Source organism: Tenacibaculum finnmarkense (assembly GCF_900239185.1).
In the GTDB taxonomy this organism is placed as follows: Bacteria; Bacteroidota; Bacteroidia; order Flavobacteriales; family Flavobacteriaceae; genus Polaribacter; species Polaribacter finnmarkensis.
In genome coordinates this window covers 1-23368 of the sequence record NZ_OENA01000023.1, presented here as the reverse complement: position 1 = coordinate 23368, position 23368 = coordinate 1, and the positions used below count along the sequence as shown (strand labels likewise).

The window sequence follows — 23368 nt, the reverse complement described above, 5'->3', positions numbered from 1 at the left end:
CAAATGAAATATCATAAATTTAATTTTTTTAAACATACTTATTGCGAATTTGAATCAAAAGAAATGACTTTTTTTGATGATAAATCAGCACATTATAAAAGTAAATCAGGCAGTTTGTATTTTTATGCCGATAACGGCGTGTATCGATACTCAAATCATTGGGGAAGAGTGGCAAATTGTCGTTGGAAAATTCAAGGAATAGAAGTGTATAAAAGTCAAGATTATTATGTAGGTTTTGCTACTTGGAACGATTTTTATTCGTTAAATAATTCCGATAAAGTGTATTATTTACAGGTAAATTATACAAGTAAACAAGCTAATATTCAGCGTTTAAAAACCCAAGATAAAAGTGATTACTTTTTAATGACTTCTGAATTTGCACATCAGCGTTTAAAACAAATACAAACTTTATTTAAAGAATATAAATGGGCGGCTTATTTTGAGCAAGATATTGATGTTTTAAGAAAGATAATGATCAATAAATTAATAACAAGCACTAAAACAATTCAAGAATTAAAAAGGGAGTTAAAAGCACTTTAAAATTTTAAAAATTATTTTTTTGCATAAATTTTATTAACCCCTAAATTAAAACCTAATCGAAAATCATTGTCTGTTCCAAGCCTATGAATGGCAACTTTTCCTAAGGGAATTTTACTAAATTCACTATAAGTAATAGGCTGATTGTTTAAATATAACTCGCCTTTAAATAATTTTTTAGTCGTATAAATATTCTTAGTTTTAATATTGTTATTAGTGTATTGATAGGCATTTATAGACAAAATATGATTGCTGTTGGTGTAGCTACAATAAATGCCGTGAATATCCCAAAAAAGATAGTGATTTGTTGTTTGTAGCTCTCTTTCGGGCTTGCCTAAAATAGCAACTAAAGTGGTGTAATTTGTAGGAAAAGTAATAGGTGTTTCATTGATGGTAATAAAATCAATATCACATTTAATAATTATTTTTTCAGCTTTTTTCTTTTTAAAAAAGTTAAATTTCATAGGCTGTTTTTAGTTTAGCAAATATTTTTTAAGAAGTAAATGGCGAATTTAAAGAATAAAATTTAACTTTTAAGTAAGTTTGTGTGGCATCTAATCAAAGAAAATATTTTAACCGTATTAAATAAAAAAAATGAGTGTTACAAGAAATATTAAATGCCCAAAATGTGGGTTGTTTAATACCGATAAAGAGTATTGCGAAAACTGTAATACCTTAATTTCTGATAAAAAAAAGCGTGCCTTAAAAAAAGAAGCCTTAAAAAAAATACAGGTAGCAGAAGCGAAACAAAAAATAGCGAATCCGAACTTGGCAGAACGTTTAAAAAAGCATCCTTTTTTTTTATATAAAATACTCGGTTGGGTTTTGTATTCGGCTTTTTTATTAGTGAGTATTATAGGTGCAGGACTGGCTTGGTTTATAGCAATGCTTGCGGCTGGTTAACATGAAAAAAATTAGCTATATCTACGCTGTCTTTTCATTTTTTTTAGGAACAGCAATTTATGTTGCTCAAAAAATGAGCTTTAAACTTCCTCAAATTGTTCAATTTTATGTGAATGATTTTTTAATTATGCCAATAGTATTAACCATTAGTTTGGTCGTTTTAAGATGGAGTAAAAACAACAAAAACTATCAAATTCCACTTTGGATTATTTTGTATAGCTGTAGTTTTTACGCTTTTTTGTACGAATATATATTGCCGAAATTTTACCAAAGATATACCGCCGATCGCATAGATGTTCTTTTATATTTTATAGGCGGTTTTATCTTTTTTATCCTTCAGAAAATTGGAGATAAAAAATAATATGACAGAAAAAGAAGGAATCACATCCGTCAACCTGAATTCAGTTCCCGTTCGCATCCTGATTTGCCATAGTTCTCCTGTTGATGCGATGCTGAAATAAATTCAGCATGACGAGAATTTAGTCTTTATTTAATTTTTAAACAGGCGCTAAGAATCTTTTTTTTGTTTTTCAAATTGAATAATATTGTTTTTTACTTGCTGATAAACAATATCTTTTACCTCGGCGTATGATATATTATAGCTTCGTTTTATTGTGTTTATATTTGTAGGGAATTGCGCTAAAATAGCATCGTAATAGGCGTCAATTTTTTTATTTTTAGGCAATTTGTATTTTAGTTTTAACTGAAACCGTCTTAATAAAGCACTGTCAATAATAGCAATATGATTTGTTGCGGCAATAAGCATGGCGGTATCGGCTAAATTATCAATTTGCTGAATTAAAGTGTTTACCAAGCGTTTCATTTCGCCAGAATCTTTTGCGTCGTAATCTCTCATTTTACCGATAAAATCAAATTCATCGATAAATAAAATGGCATCTTCATAAGAGGCTTCCCTAAATATTTCAGAAATATTTTTACCTGTTTCTCCTAGTTTAGACGATACAAAACCACCTAAATTAAGGGTAATTACTTTTTTATTTAACGCCTTACCAATGGCATTTGCCGTAGCTGTTTTTCCGCAACCTGTATGCCCGTGTAAAATTATTTTATTATCAACAGGAATATTATATTTATCAAGCGCCTCCATATAGCTAAACTCCTCAATTAATTGATGTATGCTATTTTTTACTTTTTTACTTAAATGAAGTTCATCGAGCGATAAGACTTCTTTTTTAGCTTTTAAAGTTGTTTTATGGTAGGTCATTTTTACTTTTTGGTAAAGGTAAATATTAATTTATCAAAATCAAATTAACTTAAAAAAATGCGGTTTTATCCACCGAAAAAACTAGCTGAAAAACAAATTAAATTGCCGATTATAAAAATTGATGATTCTCTGTAAAAAAATGAATGCTAAAAGCATAATTTTTGTATTTTTAGCCTGTAATTAAGTAAGATAAAACACTATAAATTACAATACGTTTTTACGTAGATAAACGATAAAATAGCACCGTTAAATAACGAATAATTTCCCAAAAACAAATGGAATTAAACTTAACAAAACCAATTATATTTTTTGATTTAGAAACCACCGGAATCAATATTGCAAAAGATAGAGTGGTAGAAATAGCCATCTTAAAAGTGTTTCCAAATGGAAACAAAGAAAGTAAAACATGGTTGGTAAATCCTGAAATGCCAATACCCGAAGCATCAACAGAAATTCATGGAATTACCAATGAAAAAGTAGCAAATGAGCCTACTTTTAAAGCGTTATCTGTAGGTATTAACCAAATGATTGAAGGATGTGATTTGGCAGGTTTTAATTCAAATAGGTTTGATATTCCTGTCTTAGCCGAAGAATTAATGCGTGCTGGCATTGATTTTGATATGACTGACCGTAAGGCAGTAGATGTGCAAGTAATTTTTCATAAAAAAGAACAACGTACTTTAAGTGCTGGGTATCAATTTTATTGTGGTCAAGAATTAGTTGGTGCACATGGAGCAGAGGCTGATACTAATGCGACTTACGAAATTTTATTAGCGCAGTTAGACAAATATGACGATATTGAAAATACTGTGGATGCGTTAAGTGAATATTCAACACATGGTAAACGTGCCGATTTTGCTGGTTTTATTTTGATAAACGATAAAGATCAAGAAATTTTTTCTTTCGGGAAATATAAAGGACGCACCGTTGAAGAAGTTTTTAAAGAAAACCCAGGGTATAATTCATGGATTCAAAATGCTGATTTTCCATTGTACACCAAAAAAGTATTGCGTGAAATTAAAGCCCGTATGGTAGTGCCAAAAAAACCACTGAGCGACACCGAAAAATTACAAGCATTGCAACAAAAATTTAATTTAAGATAGTTTTAATAAGTATGCCTTTTTATTTAAGATAAAGTATGATTAATAATCATTATAATGTCTGTTTTAGAAGGTATTAAAATCAAGAAAAATGTTTACAGAATATAACAATTTACCAAGTAGTTCAAGAGTTTGGGTGTATCAGGCAGATAGAGAGTTTAATATTGAAGAAGTAGAATATATTTGTGCAAAAGCAATCCTTTTTATCGATAGTTGGACCCGTCATGGAGCTGATTTAAAAGGATCATTTACCTTAAAGCACAATCAATTTTTTGTGTTAGGTGTTGATGAAAGTGTAAACAGTGTATCTGGTTGTTCTATTGATGCATCTGTTCGTTTTATCAAAGAGTTAGAAAAAGAATTAAGGATTGATTTAATGGATAAAATGAATGTTTCATTCAAAGATGAAGATCGTATTAATATTGTTAAATTACCAGAATTTCAGCAGTTAGCTAAGGCTAAAAAAATTACCTCACAAACCGTAGTATTTAACAATATGGTAAATACCAAAGAAGGTTTTGAAACAAATTGGGAGGTAACAGCTGATAAAAGCTGGCACAAACAATTTTTAGTATAATTTAGCTATTTTAATTCCTCAATTGATTTTTAAATTGATTTGAAATTGACTTTAATTATTATAGATCATGATAATTAAAGTCAATAAACCTACGCAGAAAGATTATGAAAAAGATACTGATACTACTAACAATTGCACTTGTACAAACGCTAACAGCTCAACGATTAATACAAGCACCAACGGATCCGTTAGTGGCTAAAAATGTTGAAAATCAAAAAAAATGGGTAGATAGTATTTTACAAAATATGTCTATTGATCAAAAAATAGGGCAGTTATTTATGATACAAGCCTATTCGAATAAAGGTAAAAAGCATCAAGATTTTATCAATAACATGATTCGTAAATATCATGTCGGAAATTTAATTTTTATGCAAGGAACTCCTGAAAAACAAGTCCGCTTAAATAATGAATATCAGGCAATATCAAAAGTGCCATTGCTAATCGGTTTTGATGGTGAATGGGGCTTAGATATGCGTTTAAAAAACACCTATCGATTTCCTTGGAACATGACTTTAGGTGCTATTGATAATGATGAATTGTTAACAGCAACAGGTAAAAGAATAGGGCAGCATTGTAAAAGACTTGGTATTCATATTAATTTTGCGCCCGTAGTAGATATTAATACAAACCCCAAAAACCCGATTATTGGAAACCGTTCTTTTGGTGAAAATAAACAAAATGTTACTAGAAAAGCAATCGCTTTTACCAAAGGAATGCAAAGCGTTGGCGTATTGGCAAATGCCAAACATTTTCCTGGGCATGGCGATACCGCTACCGATTCGCATTTAACATTGCCAACGGTTAATTTTGATAAATTTCGTTTAGATTCGGTAGAGTTATATCCGTATAAAAAAATGTTTCGACAAGGACTGGCAAGTGTTATGACGGCACATTTAAGTATTCCAGCATTAGAGCCGAACGAAAAATTACCAACCTCATTATCAAAAAAAGTGGTGACTACTTTACTACAAGAAGAACTTGGTTTTAAAGGTTTGGTAATTACTGATGGTTTAAACATGAAAGGAGCTGCGAATTATGCAACAGCAGCCGACATTAATATAGCTGCAATTTTAGCAGGTAATGATATGTTACTGATTCCTCAAGATGTTCCAGGTACAATACGCTTGATAAAAGACGCCTTAGTAGCAGGAAATTTAAGCCAAGCACGTTTACATAAATCAGTTGAAAAAATATTAAAAGCAAAGTATTTAGTAGGTTTACATAAATACAAATCTGTTGATACAGAAAATATTGCTTCAGATATAAATTCGCCTTACGATGAGGTTTTACACAGGAAATTGATAAAAAATGCCATTACTGTCGTAAAAAATAACGAGGCTGTTTTACCTATTAAAAATTTAAAAGATAAAAAAATAGCCTATGTATCTTTAGGCGATGCTAAAGGAGATTCATTTGTATCAATGTTAAAAAATTATACAAATGTTGAGGTGGTTTCTGCAAAAAATATAACTGTTTTATTACAGAAATTACAAAAATATAACTTAGTTGTTGTTGGTTTTCATAAATCGAATAAAAACCCTTGGAAAGGCTATCAGTTTTCAAATAAAAATATGGTTTGGTTACAGGAAATAGCAAAAAATAAAAAAGTTATTTTAGAGGTATTTACCAGTCCGTATAGTTTACTTAAAATACCTTCTTTTGAAAATATAGAAGGCGTTGTAGTTTCGTATCAAAACAGTGTTTTATCACAAGAATTATCGGCACAAGCATTGTTTGGTGCTTTTGATTTGAAAGGAAAATTACCGGTATCTATTAATGAAAATATTAAAGAAGGTACGGGTGTTTTTGTAAAAGGAATTAATGTTTTACAATACACAATACCTGAAGAAGCAGGGGTTTCATCAGAAAAATTATCAATAATAGATAAAAGAATAGATACTATTTTAATGAAAAGAATGGCGCCAGGTGGTCAAATATTTGTAGCTAAAAATGGAAAAGTAATTTATAATAAAAGCTTCGGGCATCATACTTCTTTAAAAAGAATGCCCGTAAAAAGTTCAGATATTTACGATGTAGCTTCTTTAACAAAAATACTGGCTTCTTTACCAATGATAATGAAGGCTGAAGAGGAACAAAAAATAAGTTTATATTCTAATTTAGGCGATGTTTTACCTCGGTATAAAAATTCAAATAAAGACACTATTTTACTAAAAGAAATACTGTCGCATTATGGTCGTTTACGTTCTTGGATTCCGTTTTATTTGCAAACAAAAGACAGCGAAACAGGTAAAAATTCAGCAAAGTATTACCGAAAAAAAAGAACAGCAGATTTTAATATTAAAGTAGCTAAAAATCTGTATTTAAAAAACACTTATAAAGATTCAATATATAAGCATATTGTCGATGCAAAACAACGAAAAAAGCCAGGATATAAATATAGTGATCTAGGATATTATATGTTTAAAGAAATTTTAGAATTAAAATACAAACAACCTTTAAATAAATTGGTAGAAGAATTTTTTTACAGTCCATTAGGAGCCAATAGAACAACTTATTTGCCTCTTGAAAAGTTTAAAAAATCGGATATTATACCAACAGAACGCGATAATTATTACCGAAATCAATTAGTGCATGGTTATGTGCATGATATGGGAGCAGCCATGATTGGCGGGGTAGGAGGTCATGCAGGTTTGTTTTCAAATGCCAATGATATTGGTAAAATAATGCAACTTTTTTTACAAGGTGGAAATTATGGCGATACCCAATATTTAGCATCAGAAACTATTGATAAGTTTAATAAACGTCATTATGAGAACAGAAAAGTACGTAGGGGCTTAGGTTTTGATAAGCCACAATTAAACCCTCGAGTAAAGGCAACTTGTGGTTGTGTTTCTGATAAAAGTTTTGGGCATAGCGGTTTTACAGGAACCTATACTTGGGTTGATCCGGCAACAGATGTTGTGTATGTTTTTTTATCAAACAGGGTATATCCTACCATGAGAAATAGGAAGTTAATTAAAAGTAATATCCGAACTAAAATTCAAAAAGATATTCAGGATGCTATTTTAATGGTAGAGTAAATTTTTTATAAAATAGGGCTATTTTTGATGCTTAAAATTAATGTTTAAAGGCATATTCTATGATATTGGCACCCATTTTTAAAGCTTTTATTCTTGTTTTTTCAGGATTATTATGAATTTCATAATTCTCCCAACCATCACTTAAATCTGTTTCGTAGTCATAAAACGCAACCAATCTACCTTTGTAAAAAAGCCCAAACCCTTGCGCTGGTTTTTTATTATGCTCATGAATTTTAGGCAGTCCTTTATCAAAAGAAAATGTTTGGTGATAAATAGGGTGTTGGTTAGGGATTTCTTGAAAATCAAGTGTCGGAAACACTTTTTTAATCTCTCTTCGGATGTAGGTATCTAAACCATAATTGTCCGATATATGTAAAAATCCACCAGCGGTTAAGTAGTTTCTTAGTATAATTATTTCTTCTTCAGAAAAAAAAATATTACCATGCCCTGTTATAAAAACAATAGGGTAATTATTAATAGTATCATCATTAAGGGTAACGGTCTTAATTTTTTTATCAATAAAAGTATTGGCATTGGTATTGCTAAATTTTATTAAGTTAGGTAACGCCGTTGGGTTTGCATACCAATCACCACCACCTTTATATTTTAAAATAGCAAGTTGTTGGGCATTAATAAAACTGTAGTTAATAAATAGTATAAAAAATAATATGTTTTTCATCTAAAAAATCTTTACACAAAAGTAAACAAAGAATTAGGCAATAAAAAACACCAATATAGCGATTGGTGTTTTTAATAGAATACTCTTCTTTTTCATTATTAATGAACTTAATAATTTCGTAAATATGTTGTTTACAAGACTTTTTTCTTGTGGGCTACAAATTTAACTTTAAAAATATAGGTATGGTTCGAAATCATCCATTTTGGACGATTTCGAACTATTTTTACGTAATTTTAACTATTTTTTAATTAATCGATGCTTTTTTAAACTGAACAGGGGTATATCCTGATTGTTTTTTAAAAACAGTAAAAAAAGTTGATTTTGAATTAAAGCCCGATTCTAAACCAATCGAGGTAATTGTATAGTTTGAATAATTAGGATCTAGTAAAAGTACTTTCGCTTGTTTTACCTTTTTTTCATTCAAATAATCGGTAAAAGATTTACCAGAAACTTTATTTATAATTAAAGAAAGTGTACTAGAACTTAGTTTTGTATCTTTTGAAAGATGTTGCAAAGTGTATTTAGGAACTAAAAATTTTTTATTATCAGTAATAAAAGTATCTATTTCTAAAAACTGTTCTTTGTATTTGTCAAGAATAGTGTTTTCTATGTTTGGGCTTGTATTAGTCGTTGGTTTTTTATCAGTAGCTGTTTTAAAATCAGTATTTAGGTCTGTCTTAAAATCGGTATCTGAATCTATTAATAATGTTCTTCTTATTTGCTTACGTTCTTTCGATATTCGCACCTGTCTTAGTCCTTGGTAGCCTAGCCAATAAATAAGTAATGTTGTATAAACCCTAAGCGGATAATAAGAAAAAATAAAACTGGTAAAGTTTAATTTTATTTTAATAGCGAGCGCAAATAACCACAATACATAGCCAATAGCAGTTAGTTTAAAAAAAGTATGCAACCATTTTAAGCTATCAAAAGTAATAATTTTAGATTTAATTTTTTCTTTTCTATTAAGTACAAAAAAAGAATAAACAAAAATAATTAATGACACCAATAAACTAAGCCCCTCTTCAAATGAACTGTATTGTTCGTATATACGGTTTAATTTTTCAGGCGAATCAGGAATATTGTAATTATACATAAAGGTAACCTGCGTGATTACGATTATTAAAAACATTGGGAGTATTATTTTTAATAAATTGTACGATTTTTTAGCTATCTTTAAATAGTGAATTAAAAACATATACAAAAAGGGCATCGCTAAAAAGTGCCAAGGAATTTGCAGGTAATTTAAGGAAAATTGATGCTGTATTAAATTTCGTTCTAATCCCCAGGATTGAATATTATTCAAAGAGATAACAAAAATTAATAAATTTAAATACCGCATACTTTTTTCTCTTCCGTTTTTAGAACAAAGCAATATGATGTTAAACGCAAAACCATGTAAAGCGCTAACAATTAAAAAGAGATCAAATATATCTTTAATATTCACTATAAATTTTTGGTATCAAATATACAGTTACTGATGAATAAAAGCAATACTTTGTACTACATTTAAACCAGCGGTTTCGGTTCTTAACCTATTATCGCCTAGCGAAATCGGCTTAAAATTATGATTTAAAGCGTAATCAATCTCTTTTGATGAGAAATCTCCTTCAGGCCCTATTAAAATTGTGTAGTTTTCATTTTTATCAGCAATGTTTTTTAATAATTTTTTTTCAATATTTTCTTCACAGTGTGCTATAAATAATTTAGAAGTAACATCTTTTTTTAAAAATTCTGATAATTTAATAGGATCGTTTAGTTTAGGCAAGGTAAATTGTAAGGATTGCTTCATTGCCGCCTGTACAATTTTATTTAATCGATCAATTTTAACGATTTTTCTTTCAGAATTATCACAAATAATAGGTGTAATTTCATCAATACCAATTTCGGTGGCCTTTTCTAAAAACCATTCTAACCGATCGTTATTTTTAGTTGGCGCAATGGCAACGTGTAGGTAATAATCTCTATTGTTTGGTTTTTCTTCATATTTTACAACGGTTGTAAGACATCTTTTATCATTAGCGATGGTTATTGATACCGAAAATAAAAAACCAGCACCGTTGGTTATTTGTAAAATATCGCCTTCTTTTTTTCTTAAAACACGTACAATATGCCTACTTTCTTCTTTGTCAAAAGTAATTTGTGTTGTTTCTGTGGTAATATCAGGATTAAAAAATAACTGCATTATTATAAATTAAGTTTATAAGTTCTTCTTCTTTTGTGAGTTGTCGGATTAAAATCTTTCCAAATTTGATGAATTGCTGTATTGTCTTCTAACTCGGGAGTTCTAATGCAATTTACAATGCCTTTTTTAGCAAAAGTTTCACAATATTGTTTAAAAATAATAGCAATAACACCTTTGTTTTGATACTCAGGAGCCACACCGATTAAGTAAAAAGTAACGTCTTTTGAATTTTTACGAGCATTTAATAAATGAAATAATCCGAAGGGTAAAAGTTTACCGTTAGCTTTTTGAAGTGCTTCTGAAAAAGAGGGCATTACAATGGCAAAGGCAACTAATTTATCATTTTTATCAACTACGAATTTGATATACTCAGGATTGATAAAACTAATATATTTTTCTTTAAAATGGGTTATTTGTGCATCAGAAATAGGCACGTATGTTGATAATTTTGAATATGATTTACTAAACAATTCAAACATTTCATCAACATAGGGCATTATTTTTTTTGTGGAAGTAAAATCTAAGGGTTTTAAGCCGTATCTTCTTTGAATTAAGCTGCTTGCTTTACCATATTTTACTTCATCTACATTTTTGAAAAGGAATTTGTTTTCTAAGTATTCTTTTTCTTTTTGAAAGCCTAATTGCTCAAAATGATGTGCATAATACGGGTGATTATACCAAGTAATCATCGTTCCGATATGGTCAAAACCATCGACTAAAACACCTGTTTTATCTAAGTTATTAAAACCAACCGGTCCTTCAATAAATTCTAGGTTATTATCTCGCCCAACTTCTTTGACCTTGTTGAGCAAAGCTTGGGTAACTTTTATATTATCAATAGCGTCAAACCAACCGAAACGCATTTTTTTGATGCCTTGTTTTTCAATTTCATAGGTATTGATAATTGCTGCAACTCTTCCTACAATTTTATTGTTTTCTAGGGCGATAAAAAAATGTGCTTTTGCATATTCAAAAACAGGGTTTTTATCTTTGTCAAAATTATCAAGTTCGTCATTAATAATAGGAGGAACCCAGTTTTTATTGTCTTTATAAAGAGAAAAAGGAAACTTTACAAATTGTTTCATTTCCTTCTTAGAAAATACTTCTTTAATTTTAATCATAGAGCAAATGTACTATTTTTAATCGTCCTCTTTTTCTTCATCCTTTTCTTTATCCTTTTCTTCTTCTTTTAAGTCCTCTTCGAGTTCTTTTATTTCCTTTTCGAGTTTTAATCGCTCTTTTTCTTTCTTTTTAGCTTCTTTTTCGGCTTCTTTCTGAATGCTTTTTTCAAGTTTTAAGCGTTCTTTTTCTTTACGTTCCGCCTCTTTATTACTGTCTTTTTCAGCTTTTAAACGCTCTTTCTCTATGTTTTTAAGCTCTTTTTTCGCTTTCTTTTTCGCTTTTTTAGCTGCTTTCTTTGCTTCTTTTGTTGTTTTTTTCTTCTCTTTTTTATCCTCTTTCGTTATCATTTCAATTAATGATTTAGAACGAGTTCTTCTAGGTTTATCAATGGTTATTTTTTCTTCTTTTTCACCATTTTTAACGGTAATAGTTTGTTTGTTTTTATTTTTGAATAATCCTTTAACTTTAGCGATTAAACGACCAAAAAAGCCTTTGTTTTCGTCATAACCTTCTTCCTCTTGTTCTTCAATTTTATTTCCAAACTCATCTACTTCTAAAAATTTATCGTGGTGTTTATTTAATCGGTAAGAAGCTCCTAAACCGGCATACATTCCAAGTTCTTTTTGTTGTAAAGTTCCTCTAAGAGTTGCGTTAAATTGTAAGTTTTCACTATATAAATACGCTGCGCCAACGCCAATATTTGTTTTGTCTTGGTATTGATCAGAAGTTCCTTGTATTTCTGCAAAAGCAGACCAATAATCGTTTAAGTTTTTAGTAGCGGTAACGATGTATGACATTTCTTTAAAATCACTACCAATATAATTATAAAAAACGTTTGTAATAACGTATAATTTGTCTGAAAGTTCATGTTGAAGTAAAATCCCTGCCTTTGCATTGATACCTCCTTTTTGATGATGTTCCATTAAAACACTTCCAAAATTAGCACCTACATAAACACCAACATGCGGAATTAGTCTTTTATAATCAAAAGAATGTCTTTTTTTCCAACTTCTAATTTCTTTTTTTTTATCATCATATTTAGGCGCGTACACTAAATATTTAGCCGCCAAAGTAAGCTCACTTAATCCTGTTTTATTAGTAGATGATTCAAAGACATTTTTAAAGGTAATTTTATCTTTTTGAAGGCTTGTGTTTACGTTAAATTCTAATTTTTCAGTAAAAAAACTTGTTCTAAATAAAAGATTCAATCCGAAGGCCTCTGGATTACTAAAGGTAGGCGTTGCTTTTGCTTTTCTAAAAAACACTCCTGTTTCAAATTGATAAATACCTAAACCAACACTATAAGGGCTTTCAGAAAACCCTGGACGATTGGAATTTATAACCGTTGTATACTGAGCGTTTACAGCTAGGCAAGAGCAAAAAATAAAAAGCAAAAGGAGTTTCTTAATCATGTTATAACATCAATTTATACAATTACTACAAACATACATAAAATAGAAATTACTATTTAATATAAGTTTTGTAAAGTCTTAACGGTTTGTTTTGCTTCAAATTGTTATTTTTGATTAATTTTTTATTAAAAAGTGAATATGACACACATCAATGAAGCAGGAATAGCAGGTCTTTTTAAAATGATACTATACATTCTGGCGTTTTATTATATTTCTAAATTTCTAATGAAATTATTTGGTCCTTACTTATTAAAAAAGGCAGTAAATAAAGTTCAGAAAAAAGCGGAACAGCAGTTTAATAATCAGCAAAATCAGCATCAGAATAAACAACAAAACGATGTTGAAATAGGAAAAACTGTGGTTGATAAAAACCCAGCAACTAGTTCAAAAAACATAAATAAAACCAACAATTCAGTAGGAGAATATGTTGATTTTGAAGAAATAGATTAACGTTTACATACTTTTAGAGTAATTATGAATTATAAAAAAATGATGCCCTTTGCAATTGCACTTGTTGTTTTTGCAATTATATCGTTGTTGTATTTTAACCCAGTTTTAAGCGGTAAACAAATAAAACAGAATGACATTACTCAGTTTATAGGGATGTCAAAAGAAGTAAAAGAGTATCGAATTGATAAAGGAGAAGAACCATATTGGCTAGGAAATGCCTTTAGCGGAATGCCAGCATATCAGGTTAGCGCGTATTATCCGAATGATTTTGTACGTTATATTGATAAAGCGATTCGTTTTTTACCACGTCCGGCCGATTATTTGTTTTTATATTTCTTCGGATTTTTTATCTTATTAACGGCTTTAAAAGTCGATTGGAAATTAGCCATTTTAGGAAGTTTATCCTTTGGGTTTTCTACCTATTTAATTATTATTTTTGGAGCAGGACACAATGCAAAAGCCCATGCAATCGGTTATATGCCCGTGGTAATTGCAGGAGTTTTATATGTTTTTAGGAAAAAATATTTACTAGGATTTGTGCTAACTGCCTTAGCAATGGCGTTAGAAGTTTATACAAATCACCCGCAGATGACCTATTATTTAGGTTTTTGTTTGTTGATTTTAGGAATTGTTGAATTTATTGAGGCATTTAAAACTAAAAGTTTGCCTGTATTTGCAAAACAAGCAGTTGTTTTAGTTGCAGCGATGTCGATTGGTTTGGGTGTAAATTCAACTCGATTATTATCGATGAAACAATATGGCGATTTTAGTACTCGAGGAAAATCGGCATTAACTATTAATCCAGACGGTTCTCCAAAAGAAAAATCAACAGGTTTAGATAAATCGTATATCACAGAATATAGTTACGGAATTGCGGAAACTTTTAATTTGATAATTCCTCGTTTTATGGGCGGTGGAACTGTTGAAGAATTAGGCGAAAATTCTGAGTTTTATCAAACTTTAGAAAAAAATGCAGGTAGAAATGTTGCTAAAGAATATTCGAAACAAGTTTTAACCTATTGGGGAACACAACCAATTGTAGAAGCACCCGCATATATTGGAGCAATTTTATTTTTCTTGTTCTTTTTAGGTGTTTTCTTGGTAAAAGGACGTTTAAAATATTGGTTAGTATCAGCGACTATTTTTTCAATAGTATTAAGTTGGGGGAAAAATTTTGCTGGAATCACTAACTTTTTTATTGATTATGTTCCGTTGTATAATAAGTTTAGAGCAGTTTCATCAATTCAAGTAATTGCAGAATTATGCGTTCCTTTATTAGGTATTATTGCTTTACGTGATTTATTTTGTTCAAAAATAGCATCCGAAGAAAAAGAAAATGCTTTAAAAAATGCTTTTTATGTTTTAGGAGGAATTACTTTATTATTTGCACTTTTTGGTTCAAGTTTATTTGCTTTTGAAGGATTAAGAGATGCGCAATATCAAGAATTACCAACTTTAATTGATGCCTTAATTACTGACAGAAAAGCCATGTTATTTAAAGATAGTGTTCGTTCTTTTTTATTGATTTTAGCATCAGCTGTATTGTTGTGGTTTTATCTGAAAGGAAAATTAAAACAAGTGCCTGTTATACTAATTTTAGGAGCTTTAATTATTTTCGATTTAGTTTCTGTTGATATTAAATACGTAAATAAAGAAGATTTTAAAACGGCTAGAAAAGTATTAAAACCATTTACAGCAACCAAAACTGATAAAGAAATTTTAAAAGATAAGAGCCATTATCGTGTAGCAAATTTTAGCGTAAATCCTATGCAAGATGGAAGAACATCGTATTTTCATAATTCGATAGGAGGATATCATGCAGCCAAAATGAAGCGATATCAAGAATTATTTGAGTATCAAATTTCAAAAAATAATATGGAAGTATTAAATATGCTAAATGCAAAATACTTTATTGTTGGTGATGATAAATTACAAGAAAATACGGACGCAAACGGAAATGCATGGTTTGTAAATAATTTAAAAATTGTTACATCGGCAGATGAAGAAATAGTTGTTTTAGATAGTTTAAATACTAAAACATCAGCTGTAATTAATGCTAAAAATTATACGAAAGCGAATCAATTTAAAAGAGATTCAACGGCTACAATATCATTAATTAAAAATGATGTTACAACCTTAGTTTATAAAACTGATACGCAAGAAAATCAGTTTGCTGTATTTTCAGAAATTTATTATAAAGATGGTTGGAATGCTTATTTAGATGGCGTTAAAACTCAACATTATCAAGTTAATTATGTACTTCGAGGTATGGAAATACCAAAAGGAAACCATGAAATTATCTTTAAATACGAACCGAAAATAATAGAAACAGGAAATAAAATTACGTTATTTTCATACGCTTTATTATTACTAATTCCGATGGGTTGGTTTTTTATCCGAAAGAAAAAAAATAAAAAGTAAACTTAAAAATGTTGTTTAAATATTAAAAATGTATAAAAAACTTCCAAAGAAAAGATATCATCATACACTAGAATTTTTAAAGAAAAATGTGCCTGCACCCGCAGTTATTTTAGATTTAGGTGTTCGAAATCCTTTTTCTGAAATTATGGAAGCTAACGGATATACGGTGTATAATACCGAAGGCGATGATTTAGATTTATTACCAGAAATAGTTAAAAATTATAAAGTAGATGCTGTAACAGCTTTTGAGATTTTTGAACATTTACTAGCTCCTTTTAATGTTTTAAGAGCTATTGAAACTACTAAAATTGTAACAACTGTACCTTTAAAATTGTGGTTTGTGGATGCATACAGAAGTAAAACTGATATGTGGGATAGACATTATCATGAATTTGAAGATTGGCAATACGATTGGTTATTAGAAAAATCGGGCTGGAAAATTTTAGATACTAATAAATGGACAAGCCCTATAAATCAAATAGGAATTAGACCTTTGTTAAGAAAATTTACGCCTAGATATTACGCTGTTTACGCAGAAAAACAGTCGTAAAAATATGAAAAAAGCCATCAAAATAGGGAAGAGGATAGGAATGATTTTAGACAAAACATTTCCGCCTGATCCTAGAGTTGAAAACGAAGCAATTGAGTTACTAAAACAAGGACATCAAGTGTTTTTGTTTTGCTTAACTTACGGAAATCAAAAAAAAAATGAGCTTATAAGTGGCATTGAAGTAGTCAGATATTCATCAAATAAAATAGAATATAAATTATCGGCTTTAGCCTATACAATTCCGTTTTATTCTTATTTGATGAAAAATAAAATTGCTGATTTTTTAGCCGTTTATAAAATCGAAATTATTCATATCCACGATATGGTTGTTGCTGAAGCTGTTTTTTTAGCGAATAAAAAGCAACTTCCAGTGGTTTTAGATTTACATGAAAATCGTCCGCAGATAATGAAGTTTTATCCGCATTTAAAAAAGTTTCCTGCGAATATTTTAATATCAGTAAAAAAATGGCAACGTAAAGAAACTGAATTAATCAATAAAGCATCAAAACTGATTGTTGTAACCGAAGAAGCTAAACAAGAAATTTTAAGCAGAACTCAAATAAAAGCTCAAAATATAGCGGTTGTTCCTAATACGGTTCGAAAATCTTTTTATCAGAATATTGAAATATCAGCTAAAAAAGATACAACTTTCAATTTATTATATATCGGTGATACAGGCGAAAGAAGAGGTTTGAAAACAGTTATAGAAAGTTTACCAGAATTACAAAAAAATATTAAAAATATACGATTTGTAATTGTTGGAAAAGTAAGTTCAGAACTTAAAAATAGTGTAAATCAGTTAGCGTTAAATAATGTAGTTATTTTTGAAGGATGGCAAAATGAAAGTACTTTTCAAAAATATATTATTGATAGTGACGTTTGTTTATCGCCATTACACAGAAATATTCATCACGATACAACGTACGCAAATAAATTGTTTCAATATATGAGTTTAGGCATACCTTTGTTGGTTAGTAATGCAACTGCTCAAGAAAATTTAGTGAAACGTGTAAATTCAGGTTTGGTACATGAAGCCAAAAATGTAGCCGATTTTACAGCAAAAGTTTTAGAACTATATAATAATACTTCTTTAAGAACAACGTTAGCAATTAACGGAAAAGAGTTTGTAAACAATCGTTTTACTTGGGATAAAACATCAGAAGAATTAATTAATTTATACGCTAATTTATAATTTGAAAGTACTAATTATTACTTATTATTGGATTCCCGCAGGAGGTTCGGGAGTACAACGTTGGTTGAAATTTGTAAAATATTTGCGAGATTTTAATATCGAACCTGTTGTTTATACTGTTGATGAAGCGAAATACCCAATTATTGATGCATCTTTGAAAAGTGATGTTCCTGATAATTTAGAAGTTATCAAAAAAGGAATTTATGAACCAAATGATTTTTTATCGATATTTAAAAAGAAAGAAACCAAAACAAGTGCAGGTTTTTTAAATCCGAATCCAACTTTTTTGGGGGGAATATTACAATATATTAGAGCAAATTATTTTATTCCTGATGCTCGTAAATTTTGGATTAAACCATCAGTAAAATATTTAGAAAAATATTTATCAGAAAATAAAATTGATGCCATTATTACTACGGGCCCTCCGCATAGTTTGCATTTAATCGGTTTAAAATTAAAGAAAAAATTAAACATAAAATGGATTGCTGATTTTCGTGACCCGTGGACAGATATTGATTATTTTCATCAGTTACCATTAACTAAAAAAGCCATTAAAAAACATCATCAATTAGAAAAAAAAGTTTTAGAAAATGCTGATGCAACACTCGTAGTTGGTGAAACTATGAAAGAAAATTATAAAAAATTTTCAAAAAATATTCATGTGATTACTAATGGATATGATTCATCAGAAAATGAAAAAAACAAGGTTATTTTAGATGAAAAATTTTCAATAACACATATCGGATTAATGAATTCAGATAGAAATCCGACTATTTTATGGAAAGCTTTAGCTGAATTATCTGAAGAAAATAACGCTTTTAAAAATGATTTAGAAATAAAATTAATCGGAAAATTATCGGATGATGTAGTTGCTGATTTAGAAAAACATCAATTTAAAAATGTTGAAAAAATAAATTACGTTCCACACAAAGAAGTACAAAAATATCAACGTAATTCACAAGTTTTATTACTCGCTGTAAATAAAGTCCCTAGTGCTAAAGGAATTATAACAGGTAAAATTTTTGAATATTTACAAGCAAAACGCCCTATCTTAGCAATCGGTCCTGAAGATGGCGATTTAGCAGAAATCTTAAAAAACACCAATTCAGGAATTATTGTTGATTTTGATGATAAAGAAGCAATTAAAAAATCAGTTTTAAATTTGTATAAAAGCTACAAAGAAAATAGCTTGCAAGTTTCTTCAAAAAACATTGAACAATACCATCGAAAGGAGTTAACCAAAAAATTATCAGTAATACTTAAACAAGTAGTAAATTCTTGAAAAAAATAGTCACTATATTAGGAGCCAGGCCTCAGTTTGTAAAAGGTGCGGTGTTAAGCAGAGTCATAAAAAATCATCAAGAAATTGAAGAAATAATTGTGCATACAGGGCAACATTTTGATGCCAATATGAGCGCTGTTTTTTTTGATGAAATGCAAATTCCCAAGCCAAAATATAATTTAAACATCAACGGTTTAAATCATGGTGCGATGACAGGGCAAATGCTGGAGAAAATTGAAGAAATTTTAATCGCTGAAAAACCCGATGCAATTGTGGTTTATGGCGATACAAATTCTACGGTTGCAGGCGCTTTATCAGCAAAGAAATTACATATAAAAGTAGTGCATGTCGAGGCGGGATTACGTTCGTATAATATGCAAATGCCCGAAGAAATAAACCGAATTATAACTGATAGAATTGCCGATTTATTAAGTTGTCCGACACAAGTTGCTGTGGATAATTTAAAGCAAGAAGGTTTTGATAATTTAGCGATTAAAATTGAGCAACATGGCGATATTATGAAAGATGCTGTGGAGTTTTACGGCGCTTTTTCCGAAGAAAAATCAACCGTTATTGCCGATTTAAACTTGACAAAAAATGAGTTTGTATTAGCTACGATTCATCGTCAAGAAAATACGGATGATAAACAAAAATTGACCAATGTTTTTTTAGGATTAGAAGAAATCAATAAATCAAAAAAAGTGGTCATGCCGTTGCATCCTCGGACAAAAAAAATGTTGGATTTATACGGATTAAAACCGAATATCACATTTATAAATCCTGTTGGTTATTTTGATATGCTCGAGCTTTTAAAAAATTGTGCTTTAGTGGTTACCGATAGCGGCGGACTTCAAAAAGAAGCCTTTTTTAATGAAAAATATTGCATTATTGCTAGAGAAGAAACCGAATGGACAGAGCTTGTAAGCAATGGTTATGCTAAAATTACAGCAACAAATCCGCAGAAAATAAACAAGGCATTTCAGGAGTTTTTGAACACTAAAAAGAGTTTTAAAGAAGCATTATACGGTAATAATGTTGGCGAAAAAATATATCAATCAATCATCAAATTAATAAATTCATAAATTGGGAATCGTATTAAGGCAATCAATTAAAAACACCATAATTATCTATTTAGGATTTTTAATTGGTGGGGTAAATACCATCGTTTTATATTCAAGATTTTTGAAAGCTGAATATTACGGTTTGGCAATGTATGTGTTTTCAGCGTCTAATTTATTAATGCCTATTATGGCATTGGGAATTCAATTTACAATTATCAAATTTTTTGTAGCTTATAAAACAAAACAAGAAAAAGATAGTTTTTTAAGTTCCGTACTCTTTTTACCTTTATTAATAGCGTTACCTATCGGTTTTTGTTGGGATATTTTTCATAATTTAATTATGAGTTATATCGCAAAAAGTAATGTTGAAGGTAATTTAATTATCGAAAATTATACTATTTATATTTATATTATTGCTGTTTGTTGTGCTTATTTTGAGGTTTTTTATTCGTGGGCAAAAGTACAAATGCAGTCGGTTTTTGGTAATATTTTAAAAGAACTTTACAACAGAGTTGCCATTATGCTGTTATTATTTGCTGTAAATTTCGATTTTATAACCAAACAAGAATTTTTATATTATATGGCATTAGCCTATATAATACGAACTTTATTGATGTTGATTTATGCTTTTAAATTATACACTCCTAAATTAAGTTTTGGCTTACCCGCCAATTTTAAAGAAGTTTTACGATACACTTTTTACATTGTTTTAGCTGGTAGTGCAGGGGCTATTGTGTTGGATATTGATAAAGTAATGATACCTGGTAAAGATGGTTTTGCAACAGCCGCATATTACGGAGTTGCTTTATTTATTGGTAGTTTTATTGAAGCGCCAAGCAGGGCAATGGGGCAAATTTTACAGCCATTAACCTCAAAATCTATCAATGAAAATAATGATAAAGAAACTAATAGTTTATATCATAAAAGCGCTATTAATTTATTATTAGTTGGAGGTTTATTTTTTATATTGGTGAACTGTAATGTTGATGAATTATTTAAAATAATGCCGAATAAAAACTATGCAGTAGGTGGCGGATTGGTTGTTTTATTAATTTCTGGAGCAAAATTATTTATGATGTCTTTAGGAAATAATGGTGCAATTATTCAAAATTCAAAATTTTATAGAATCACGATGCCTATTGGCGTTGGAATGGCATTTATGGTGTATTATTTGAATATATTTTTCTATAATGATATCGGAATGGGAACAGAGGGTTTAGCTTTGGCAACTTTATTAACGGTTTTAATTTTTAATGCTTTTAAGCTTTGGTTTGTGCGTCATAAATTGAATATGTTTCCATATACCTTAAAAACCTTGCAAATGGTTTTTATAATTTTAGGAGTGTTTTTAGCCTTTTATTTCTGGAATTTTTCAGTGCCAGAATTCTCTGTAAAAAACTTTAGAATAGATCCGTTAATTAACATCATTTTAAAAAGTATTTTAATTATTCCTGCGTATTTATTTATAGTGATTAAGTTTTCAATTTCCGATCAGATAAATAATTTAGTACGTAGATTTATTAAAATATAATTTTTTTTGAAGCAATTTCCCGCTTTCCGCACTCGCTTTTTTTTGAAGAAAAATCAAAAAAAGAGCTCAAATAAAGCGTCAATCGGGGCTAGGGGTTTTACGTTTTTCAAGTTTATATCGAGTTCTTTCAAGGGTATTCTAATATGCTAAATAAATAAAATAGTATCGATAATTATTGTTTATTAGCAAGATTTTTGATGCTATTTTTTTGAAGTATTAATCAGTAACTTTTACAACATAGGTAACTATAATATTAGTGTCAATTTTTAAATGAATATCATAATTACCCTTTCTTTTAAATTTGTATTTAAAAGAAAGCAGCGTGTTATTTTTTTTAAGATCGTATATTTTTAATTGCCGTAAATCATCACCTGAAAAATAAACCAATGTAATTTTTTTAGATGAATTGTCTTTTAATGATTTTAAACTGAAATGAACAACCTGTTGTTTTTTTGTTATTATGTTCATTCTTTTAGGAAATAATGGTACTATTTTATGTTTAAAAATTTCACCATAAACTAAAGGAGCTTCTGTAAAGTTTGAAACGGTTTGTGTCGTGTTTAGCAACCATTTTTGCTGTAAAGGAGAATGATTTTTAGAGAATAATACAGGGTCTGTTAAAAAATAACCAGTATTATAATCTGTAATAAAAATGCCATTTTCATCGATATACCCACTAGACCATGTAGGGTCACATAAATACCATTTATTGTTTAGTTTAACAGAATTCCAAGAATGATTTATGTTTTCTAGCGTATCAATATTAGAAGATACCGTTCTGCCGTAACCATTAATAATTTTAGATTCAATATTTACAATACTAGCCATTTCTTTAATTAAGTAGGCATAACCAGTACACATTGTTTTTTTATGTTTCACCAATTTTTTAAATACTATTTTTTTATAAGTAGTATTCCAATTAGATAAAGAGACGCTATCATTTTTAAACTTTTCACGCATTCTAGTTACTTTATTATGCGTTTTAGCATCTCCTTTAATATTTGTAGCAACCCATGTATAAATAGCTCTAAATTTTTCAACATCGGTACTTAGTTTATGTGTTAATTTATAACAGAGTAGCGGTACGTTTTTTAAGTTTTCGTTACGATTTAGTTTTGCAATATTATCGGCTTTAGTAAAATTACTATCTTTAAAATCTGATATTTGGGCATTTATTAAATTGACGTAAATAATAAAAAACAAGCCGATACTATTTTTCATTCTAATTTATTTTTAAGATTTTTTAGAACGGTACACTTTTTTAACAGCGACTTTACCTAATAACATACATGAATCCTCTTTCATATTTATTTTTAATTCGATATTTTTAGCAGATTTTTTATTTTGAATTATTACTTTTTTATTTTCCATACCTATAAAACTAAAAATTAAAACATCTCCTTTTTTTAGTGATTTCGGAAATGTAAAGTGACCATCAAAATTTGTTTCTGTGCTAGAAGTAGTTCCTTTTAAAAGAACACTTACACCTGGAAAAGGTCCTGATTCATCAGAAACAACTCCTTTTACAAGAATATCTTTTTCTTGATTATTTAGGTCGATATTATTTTTATCAATAGGCGTATTTCCTTCTTGTGCTTGAGTTGTATTAAAAGAAAACAAAGACAATACAGCAAGTCCTAAAGTTGCTAAAAAACCATATTTTTTTCTTCGGATAGGTTTTTCGTTATAAGTAGTTAATTGTTTTTTATTAAACTGTCCGCAAGTATTTTTTGATGTATTATTATTAAAATAATAACTAATTTCTTGTGCTGTCATTTTTGTGAAATCAATTACTTCTTTATCACAAGAATTACAAAAACCACCTAATTTTGTAGGTTTAAATTCATTAAATTTTTCTGAACAGGGTGTGTTAATTTCTAACTTAAATTGATTTTTCATGATGCATTTTTTTAGTTGAATTATACCAAAGCTATACATTAATAGCGTATTATCAAAATATTAATAAGTAAACGTTCTTTTTTAGAAGGTTTTAAAAATAAAAATATTATTTAGAGCCTGTTTAAATTTTATTCAATAAAAGTTTTATGGCGGATAATTTGGTTATATTTTCGGAAGATTCCATTAATAATTCATAGTTTCGAC

At 29.2% G+C, this 23368-nt stretch carries 22 protein-coding genes; 13 read left to right on the top strand and 9 right to left on the bottom strand.

Annotation, left to right across the window (positions count from 1 at the left end; translation table 11 throughout):
* Nucleotides 1-3 precede the first annotated feature (3 nt).
* Nucleotides 4-540, top strand: a complete 537-nt coding sequence (locus tag AQ1689_RS02365) for a hypothetical protein (protein ID WP_101955067.1) — start codon at nt 4-6, stop codon at nt 538-540.
* Nucleotides 541-551: 11 nt separating this feature from the next.
* Here AQ1689_RS02365 and AQ1689_RS02360 read toward each other — a convergent pair whose 3' ends face one another.
* On the bottom strand, nt 552-1001 hold the full coding sequence (locus AQ1689_RS02360; protein ID WP_101915116.1) for a DUF7738 domain-containing protein: 450 nt from the start codon (nt 999-1001) through the stop codon (nt 552-554).
* 130 nt (nt 1002-1131) lie between these two features.
* Here AQ1689_RS02360 and AQ1689_RS02355 point away from each other — a divergent pair, with 130 nt between their 5' ends.
* Nucleotides 1132-1440, top strand: coding sequence for a hypothetical protein (locus AQ1689_RS02355; RefSeq protein WP_058885517.1), 309 nt, complete (start codon nt 1132-1134; stop codon nt 1438-1440).
* Nucleotide 1441: 1 nt separating this feature from the next.
* The gene (locus AQ1689_RS02350; protein WP_101955066.1) at nt 1442-1801 is read left to right on the top strand and encodes a hypothetical protein; all 360 of its coding nucleotides are present in this window, start codon (nt 1442-1444) and stop codon (nt 1799-1801) included.
* A gap of 147 nt (nt 1802-1948) precedes the next feature.
* Here AQ1689_RS02350 and AQ1689_RS02345 read toward each other — a convergent pair whose 3' ends face one another.
* Nucleotides 1949-2665, bottom strand: coding sequence for an AAA family ATPase (locus AQ1689_RS02345; protein ID WP_101955065.1), 717 nt, complete (start codon nt 2663-2665; stop codon nt 1949-1951).
* Between the two features lie 275 nt (nt 2666-2940).
* On the opposite strand from AQ1689_RS02345, the gene AQ1689_RS02340 reads away from it, so the two are divergent.
* The 3 genes from AQ1689_RS02340 to AQ1689_RS02330 all read left to right on the top strand — a co-directional run bounded on the left by AQ1689_RS02340 (nt 2941) and on the right by AQ1689_RS02330 (nt 7383).
* Complete coding sequence (locus AQ1689_RS02340; protein ID WP_101915112.1) at nt 2941-3768, top strand: 3'-5' exonuclease; 828 nt, start codon at nt 2941-2943, stop codon at nt 3766-3768.
* An 88-nt stretch (nt 3769-3856) separates the two neighbouring features.
* Nucleotides 3857-4342 (top strand): ABC transporter ATPase, encoded by a 486-nt coding sequence (locus AQ1689_RS02335; RefSeq protein ID WP_101955064.1) that lies wholly within the window; start codon nt 3857-3859, stop codon nt 4340-4342.
* Between the two features lie 104 nt (nt 4343-4446).
* Nucleotides 4447-7383, top strand: coding sequence for a glycoside hydrolase family 3 N-terminal domain-containing protein (locus AQ1689_RS02330; protein WP_101955063.1), 2937 nt, complete (start codon nt 4447-4449; stop codon nt 7381-7383).
* Between the two features lie 37 nt (nt 7384-7420).
* Here AQ1689_RS02330 and AQ1689_RS02325 read toward each other — a convergent pair whose 3' ends face one another.
* From AQ1689_RS02325 to AQ1689_RS02305, 5 genes are all read right to left on the bottom strand, one after another.
* Nucleotides 7421-8062 carry a DUF4159 domain-containing protein gene (locus AQ1689_RS02325; protein ID WP_101955062.1) on the bottom strand — a complete coding sequence of 214 codons (642 nt, stop codon included), beginning with the start codon at nt 8060-8062 and terminating at the stop codon, nt 7421-7423.
* 244 nt (nt 8063-8306) lie between these two features.
* Complete coding sequence (locus AQ1689_RS02320) at nt 8307-9191, bottom strand: helix-turn-helix domain-containing protein (RefSeq protein WP_180947518.1); 885 nt, start codon at nt 9189-9191, stop codon at nt 8307-8309.
* Between the two features lie 342 nt (nt 9192-9533).
* The gene (locus tag AQ1689_RS02315) at nt 9534-10244 is read right to left on the bottom strand and encodes a 16S rRNA (uracil(1498)-N(3))-methyltransferase (RefSeq protein WP_058885509.1); all 711 of its coding nucleotides are present in this window, start codon (nt 10242-10244) and stop codon (nt 9534-9536) included.
* Between the two features lie 2 nt (nt 10245-10246).
* Nucleotides 10247-11365: a GTP cyclohydrolase gene (locus AQ1689_RS02310; RefSeq protein ID WP_101955060.1), complete on the bottom strand. Its 1119-nt coding sequence runs from the start codon at nt 11363-11365 to the stop codon at nt 10247-10249.
* 18 nt (nt 11366-11383) lie between these two features.
* Complete coding sequence (locus tag AQ1689_RS02305) at nt 11384-12778, bottom strand: transporter (protein ID WP_101955059.1); 1395 nt, start codon at nt 12776-12778, stop codon at nt 11384-11386.
* 138 nt (nt 12779-12916) lie between these two features.
* On the opposite strand from AQ1689_RS02305, the gene AQ1689_RS02300 reads away from it, so the two are divergent.
* From AQ1689_RS02300 to AQ1689_RS02270, 7 genes are read left to right on the top strand one after another with little or no spacing between them, the layout of a single operon-like run.
* Nucleotides 12917-13228: a DUF4834 family protein gene (locus tag AQ1689_RS02300; RefSeq protein ID WP_101915104.1), complete on the top strand. Its 312-nt coding sequence runs from the start codon at nt 12917-12919 to the stop codon at nt 13226-13228.
* A gap of 24 nt (nt 13229-13252) precedes the next feature.
* Nucleotides 13253-15649, top strand: a complete 2397-nt coding sequence (locus tag AQ1689_RS02295; RefSeq protein ID WP_101955058.1) for a YfhO family protein — start codon at nt 13253-13255, stop codon at nt 15647-15649.
* A 28-nt stretch (nt 15650-15677) separates the two neighbouring features.
* Nucleotides 15678-16199 (top strand): methyltransferase, encoded by a 522-nt coding sequence (locus tag AQ1689_RS02290; protein WP_101955057.1) that lies wholly within the window; start codon nt 15678-15680, stop codon nt 16197-16199.
* Between the two features lie 4 nt (nt 16200-16203).
* Complete coding sequence (locus AQ1689_RS02285) at nt 16204-17391, top strand: glycosyltransferase family 4 protein (protein WP_101955056.1); 1188 nt, start codon at nt 16204-16206, stop codon at nt 17389-17391.
* A gap of 1 nt (nt 17392) precedes the next feature.
* Nucleotides 17393-18673: a glycosyltransferase family 4 protein gene (locus AQ1689_RS02280; protein ID WP_101955055.1), complete on the top strand. Its 1281-nt coding sequence runs from the start codon at nt 17393-17395 to the stop codon at nt 18671-18673.
* Nucleotides 18670-19755 (top strand): non-hydrolyzing UDP-N-acetylglucosamine 2-epimerase, encoded by a 1086-nt coding sequence (wecB, locus tag AQ1689_RS02275; protein WP_101955054.1) that lies wholly within the window; start codon nt 18670-18672, stop codon nt 19753-19755. The genes AQ1689_RS02280 and wecB overlap by 4 nt, the downstream gene beginning before the upstream one ends.
* Nucleotide 19756: 1 nt before the next feature.
* Nucleotides 19757-21265 carry a lipopolysaccharide biosynthesis protein gene (locus AQ1689_RS02270; protein WP_101955053.1) on the top strand — a complete coding sequence of 503 codons (1509 nt, stop codon included), beginning with the start codon at nt 19757-19759 and terminating at the stop codon, nt 21263-21265.
* Between the two features lie 216 nt (nt 21266-21481).
* Here the strand turns inward: AQ1689_RS02270 and AQ1689_RS02265 are convergent, their stop codons facing one another.
* On the bottom strand, nt 21482-22486 hold the full coding sequence (locus AQ1689_RS02265) for a transglutaminase domain-containing protein (RefSeq protein ID WP_101955052.1): 1005 nt from the start codon (nt 22484-22486) through the stop codon (nt 21482-21484).
* A 12-nt stretch (nt 22487-22498) separates the two neighbouring features.
* Nucleotides 22499-23164: a carboxypeptidase-like regulatory domain-containing protein gene (locus tag AQ1689_RS02260; protein WP_159459659.1), complete on the bottom strand. Its 666-nt coding sequence runs from the start codon at nt 23162-23164 to the stop codon at nt 22499-22501.
* Nucleotides 23165-23368 lie beyond the last annotated feature (204 nt).

What these genes read in the sequence shown, in the direction of transcription:
- AQ1689_RS02290 (WP_101955057.1), top strand. Translation starts at nt 15,678, where the DNA reads ATGTATAAAAAACTTCCAAAGAAAAGATATCATCATACACTAGAATTT.
- AQ1689_RS02260 (WP_159459659.1), bottom strand. Translation starts at nt 23,164, where the DNA reads ATGAAAAATCAATTTAAGTTAGAAATTAACACACCCTGTTCAGAAAAA.
- AQ1689_RS02360 (WP_101915116.1), bottom strand. Translation starts at nt 1,001, where the DNA reads ATGAAATTTAACTTTTTTAAAAAGAAAAAAGCTGAAAAAATAATTATT.
- AQ1689_RS02315 (WP_058885509.1), bottom strand. Translation starts at nt 10,244, where the DNA reads ATGCAGTTATTTTTTAATCCTGATATTACCACAGAAACAACACAAATT.
- AQ1689_RS02265 (WP_101955052.1), bottom strand. Translation starts at nt 22,486, where the DNA reads ATGAAAAATAGTATCGGCTTGTTTTTTATTATTTACGTCAATTTAATA.
- AQ1689_RS02345 (WP_101955065.1), bottom strand. Translation starts at nt 2,665, where the DNA reads ATGACCTACCATAAAACAACTTTAAAAGCTAAAAAAGAAGTCTTATCG.
- AQ1689_RS02330 (WP_101955063.1), top strand. Translation starts at nt 4,447, where the DNA reads ATGAAAAAGATACTGATACTACTAACAATTGCACTTGTACAAACGCTA.
- AQ1689_RS02340 (WP_101915112.1), top strand. Translation starts at nt 2,941, where the DNA reads ATGGAATTAAACTTAACAAAACCAATTATATTTTTTGATTTAGAAACC.
- AQ1689_RS02295 (WP_101955058.1), top strand. Translation starts at nt 13,253, where the DNA reads ATGAATTATAAAAAAATGATGCCCTTTGCAATTGCACTTGTTGTTTTT.
- AQ1689_RS02325 (WP_101955062.1), bottom strand. Translation starts at nt 8,062, where the DNA reads ATGAAAAACATATTATTTTTTATACTATTTATTAACTACAGTTTTATT.
- AQ1689_RS02335 (WP_101955064.1), top strand. Translation starts at nt 3,857, where the DNA reads ATGTTTACAGAATATAACAATTTACCAAGTAGTTCAAGAGTTTGGGTG.
- AQ1689_RS02320 (WP_180947518.1), bottom strand. Translation starts at nt 9,191, where the DNA reads ATGTTTTTAATAATCGTAATCACGCAGGTTACCTTTATGTATAATTAC.
- AQ1689_RS02300 (WP_101915104.1), top strand. Translation starts at nt 12,917, where the DNA reads ATGACACACATCAATGAAGCAGGAATAGCAGGTCTTTTTAAAATGATA.
- AQ1689_RS02305 (WP_101955059.1), bottom strand. Translation starts at nt 12,778, where the DNA reads ATGATTAAGAAACTCCTTTTGCTTTTTATTTTTTGCTCTTGCCTAGCT.
- AQ1689_RS02355 (WP_058885517.1), top strand. Translation starts at nt 1,132, where the DNA reads ATGAGTGTTACAAGAAATATTAAATGCCCAAAATGTGGGTTGTTTAAT.
- AQ1689_RS02310 (WP_101955060.1), bottom strand. Translation starts at nt 11,365, where the DNA reads ATGATTAAAATTAAAGAAGTATTTTCTAAGAAGGAAATGAAACAATTT.
- AQ1689_RS02365 (WP_101955067.1), top strand. Translation starts at nt 4, where the DNA reads ATGAAATATCATAAATTTAATTTTTTTAAACATACTTATTGCGAATTT.
- AQ1689_RS02285 (WP_101955056.1), top strand. Translation starts at nt 16,204, where the DNA reads ATGAAAAAAGCCATCAAAATAGGGAAGAGGATAGGAATGATTTTAGAC.
- AQ1689_RS02350 (WP_101955066.1), top strand. Translation starts at nt 1,442, where the DNA reads ATGAAAAAAATTAGCTATATCTACGCTGTCTTTTCATTTTTTTTAGGA.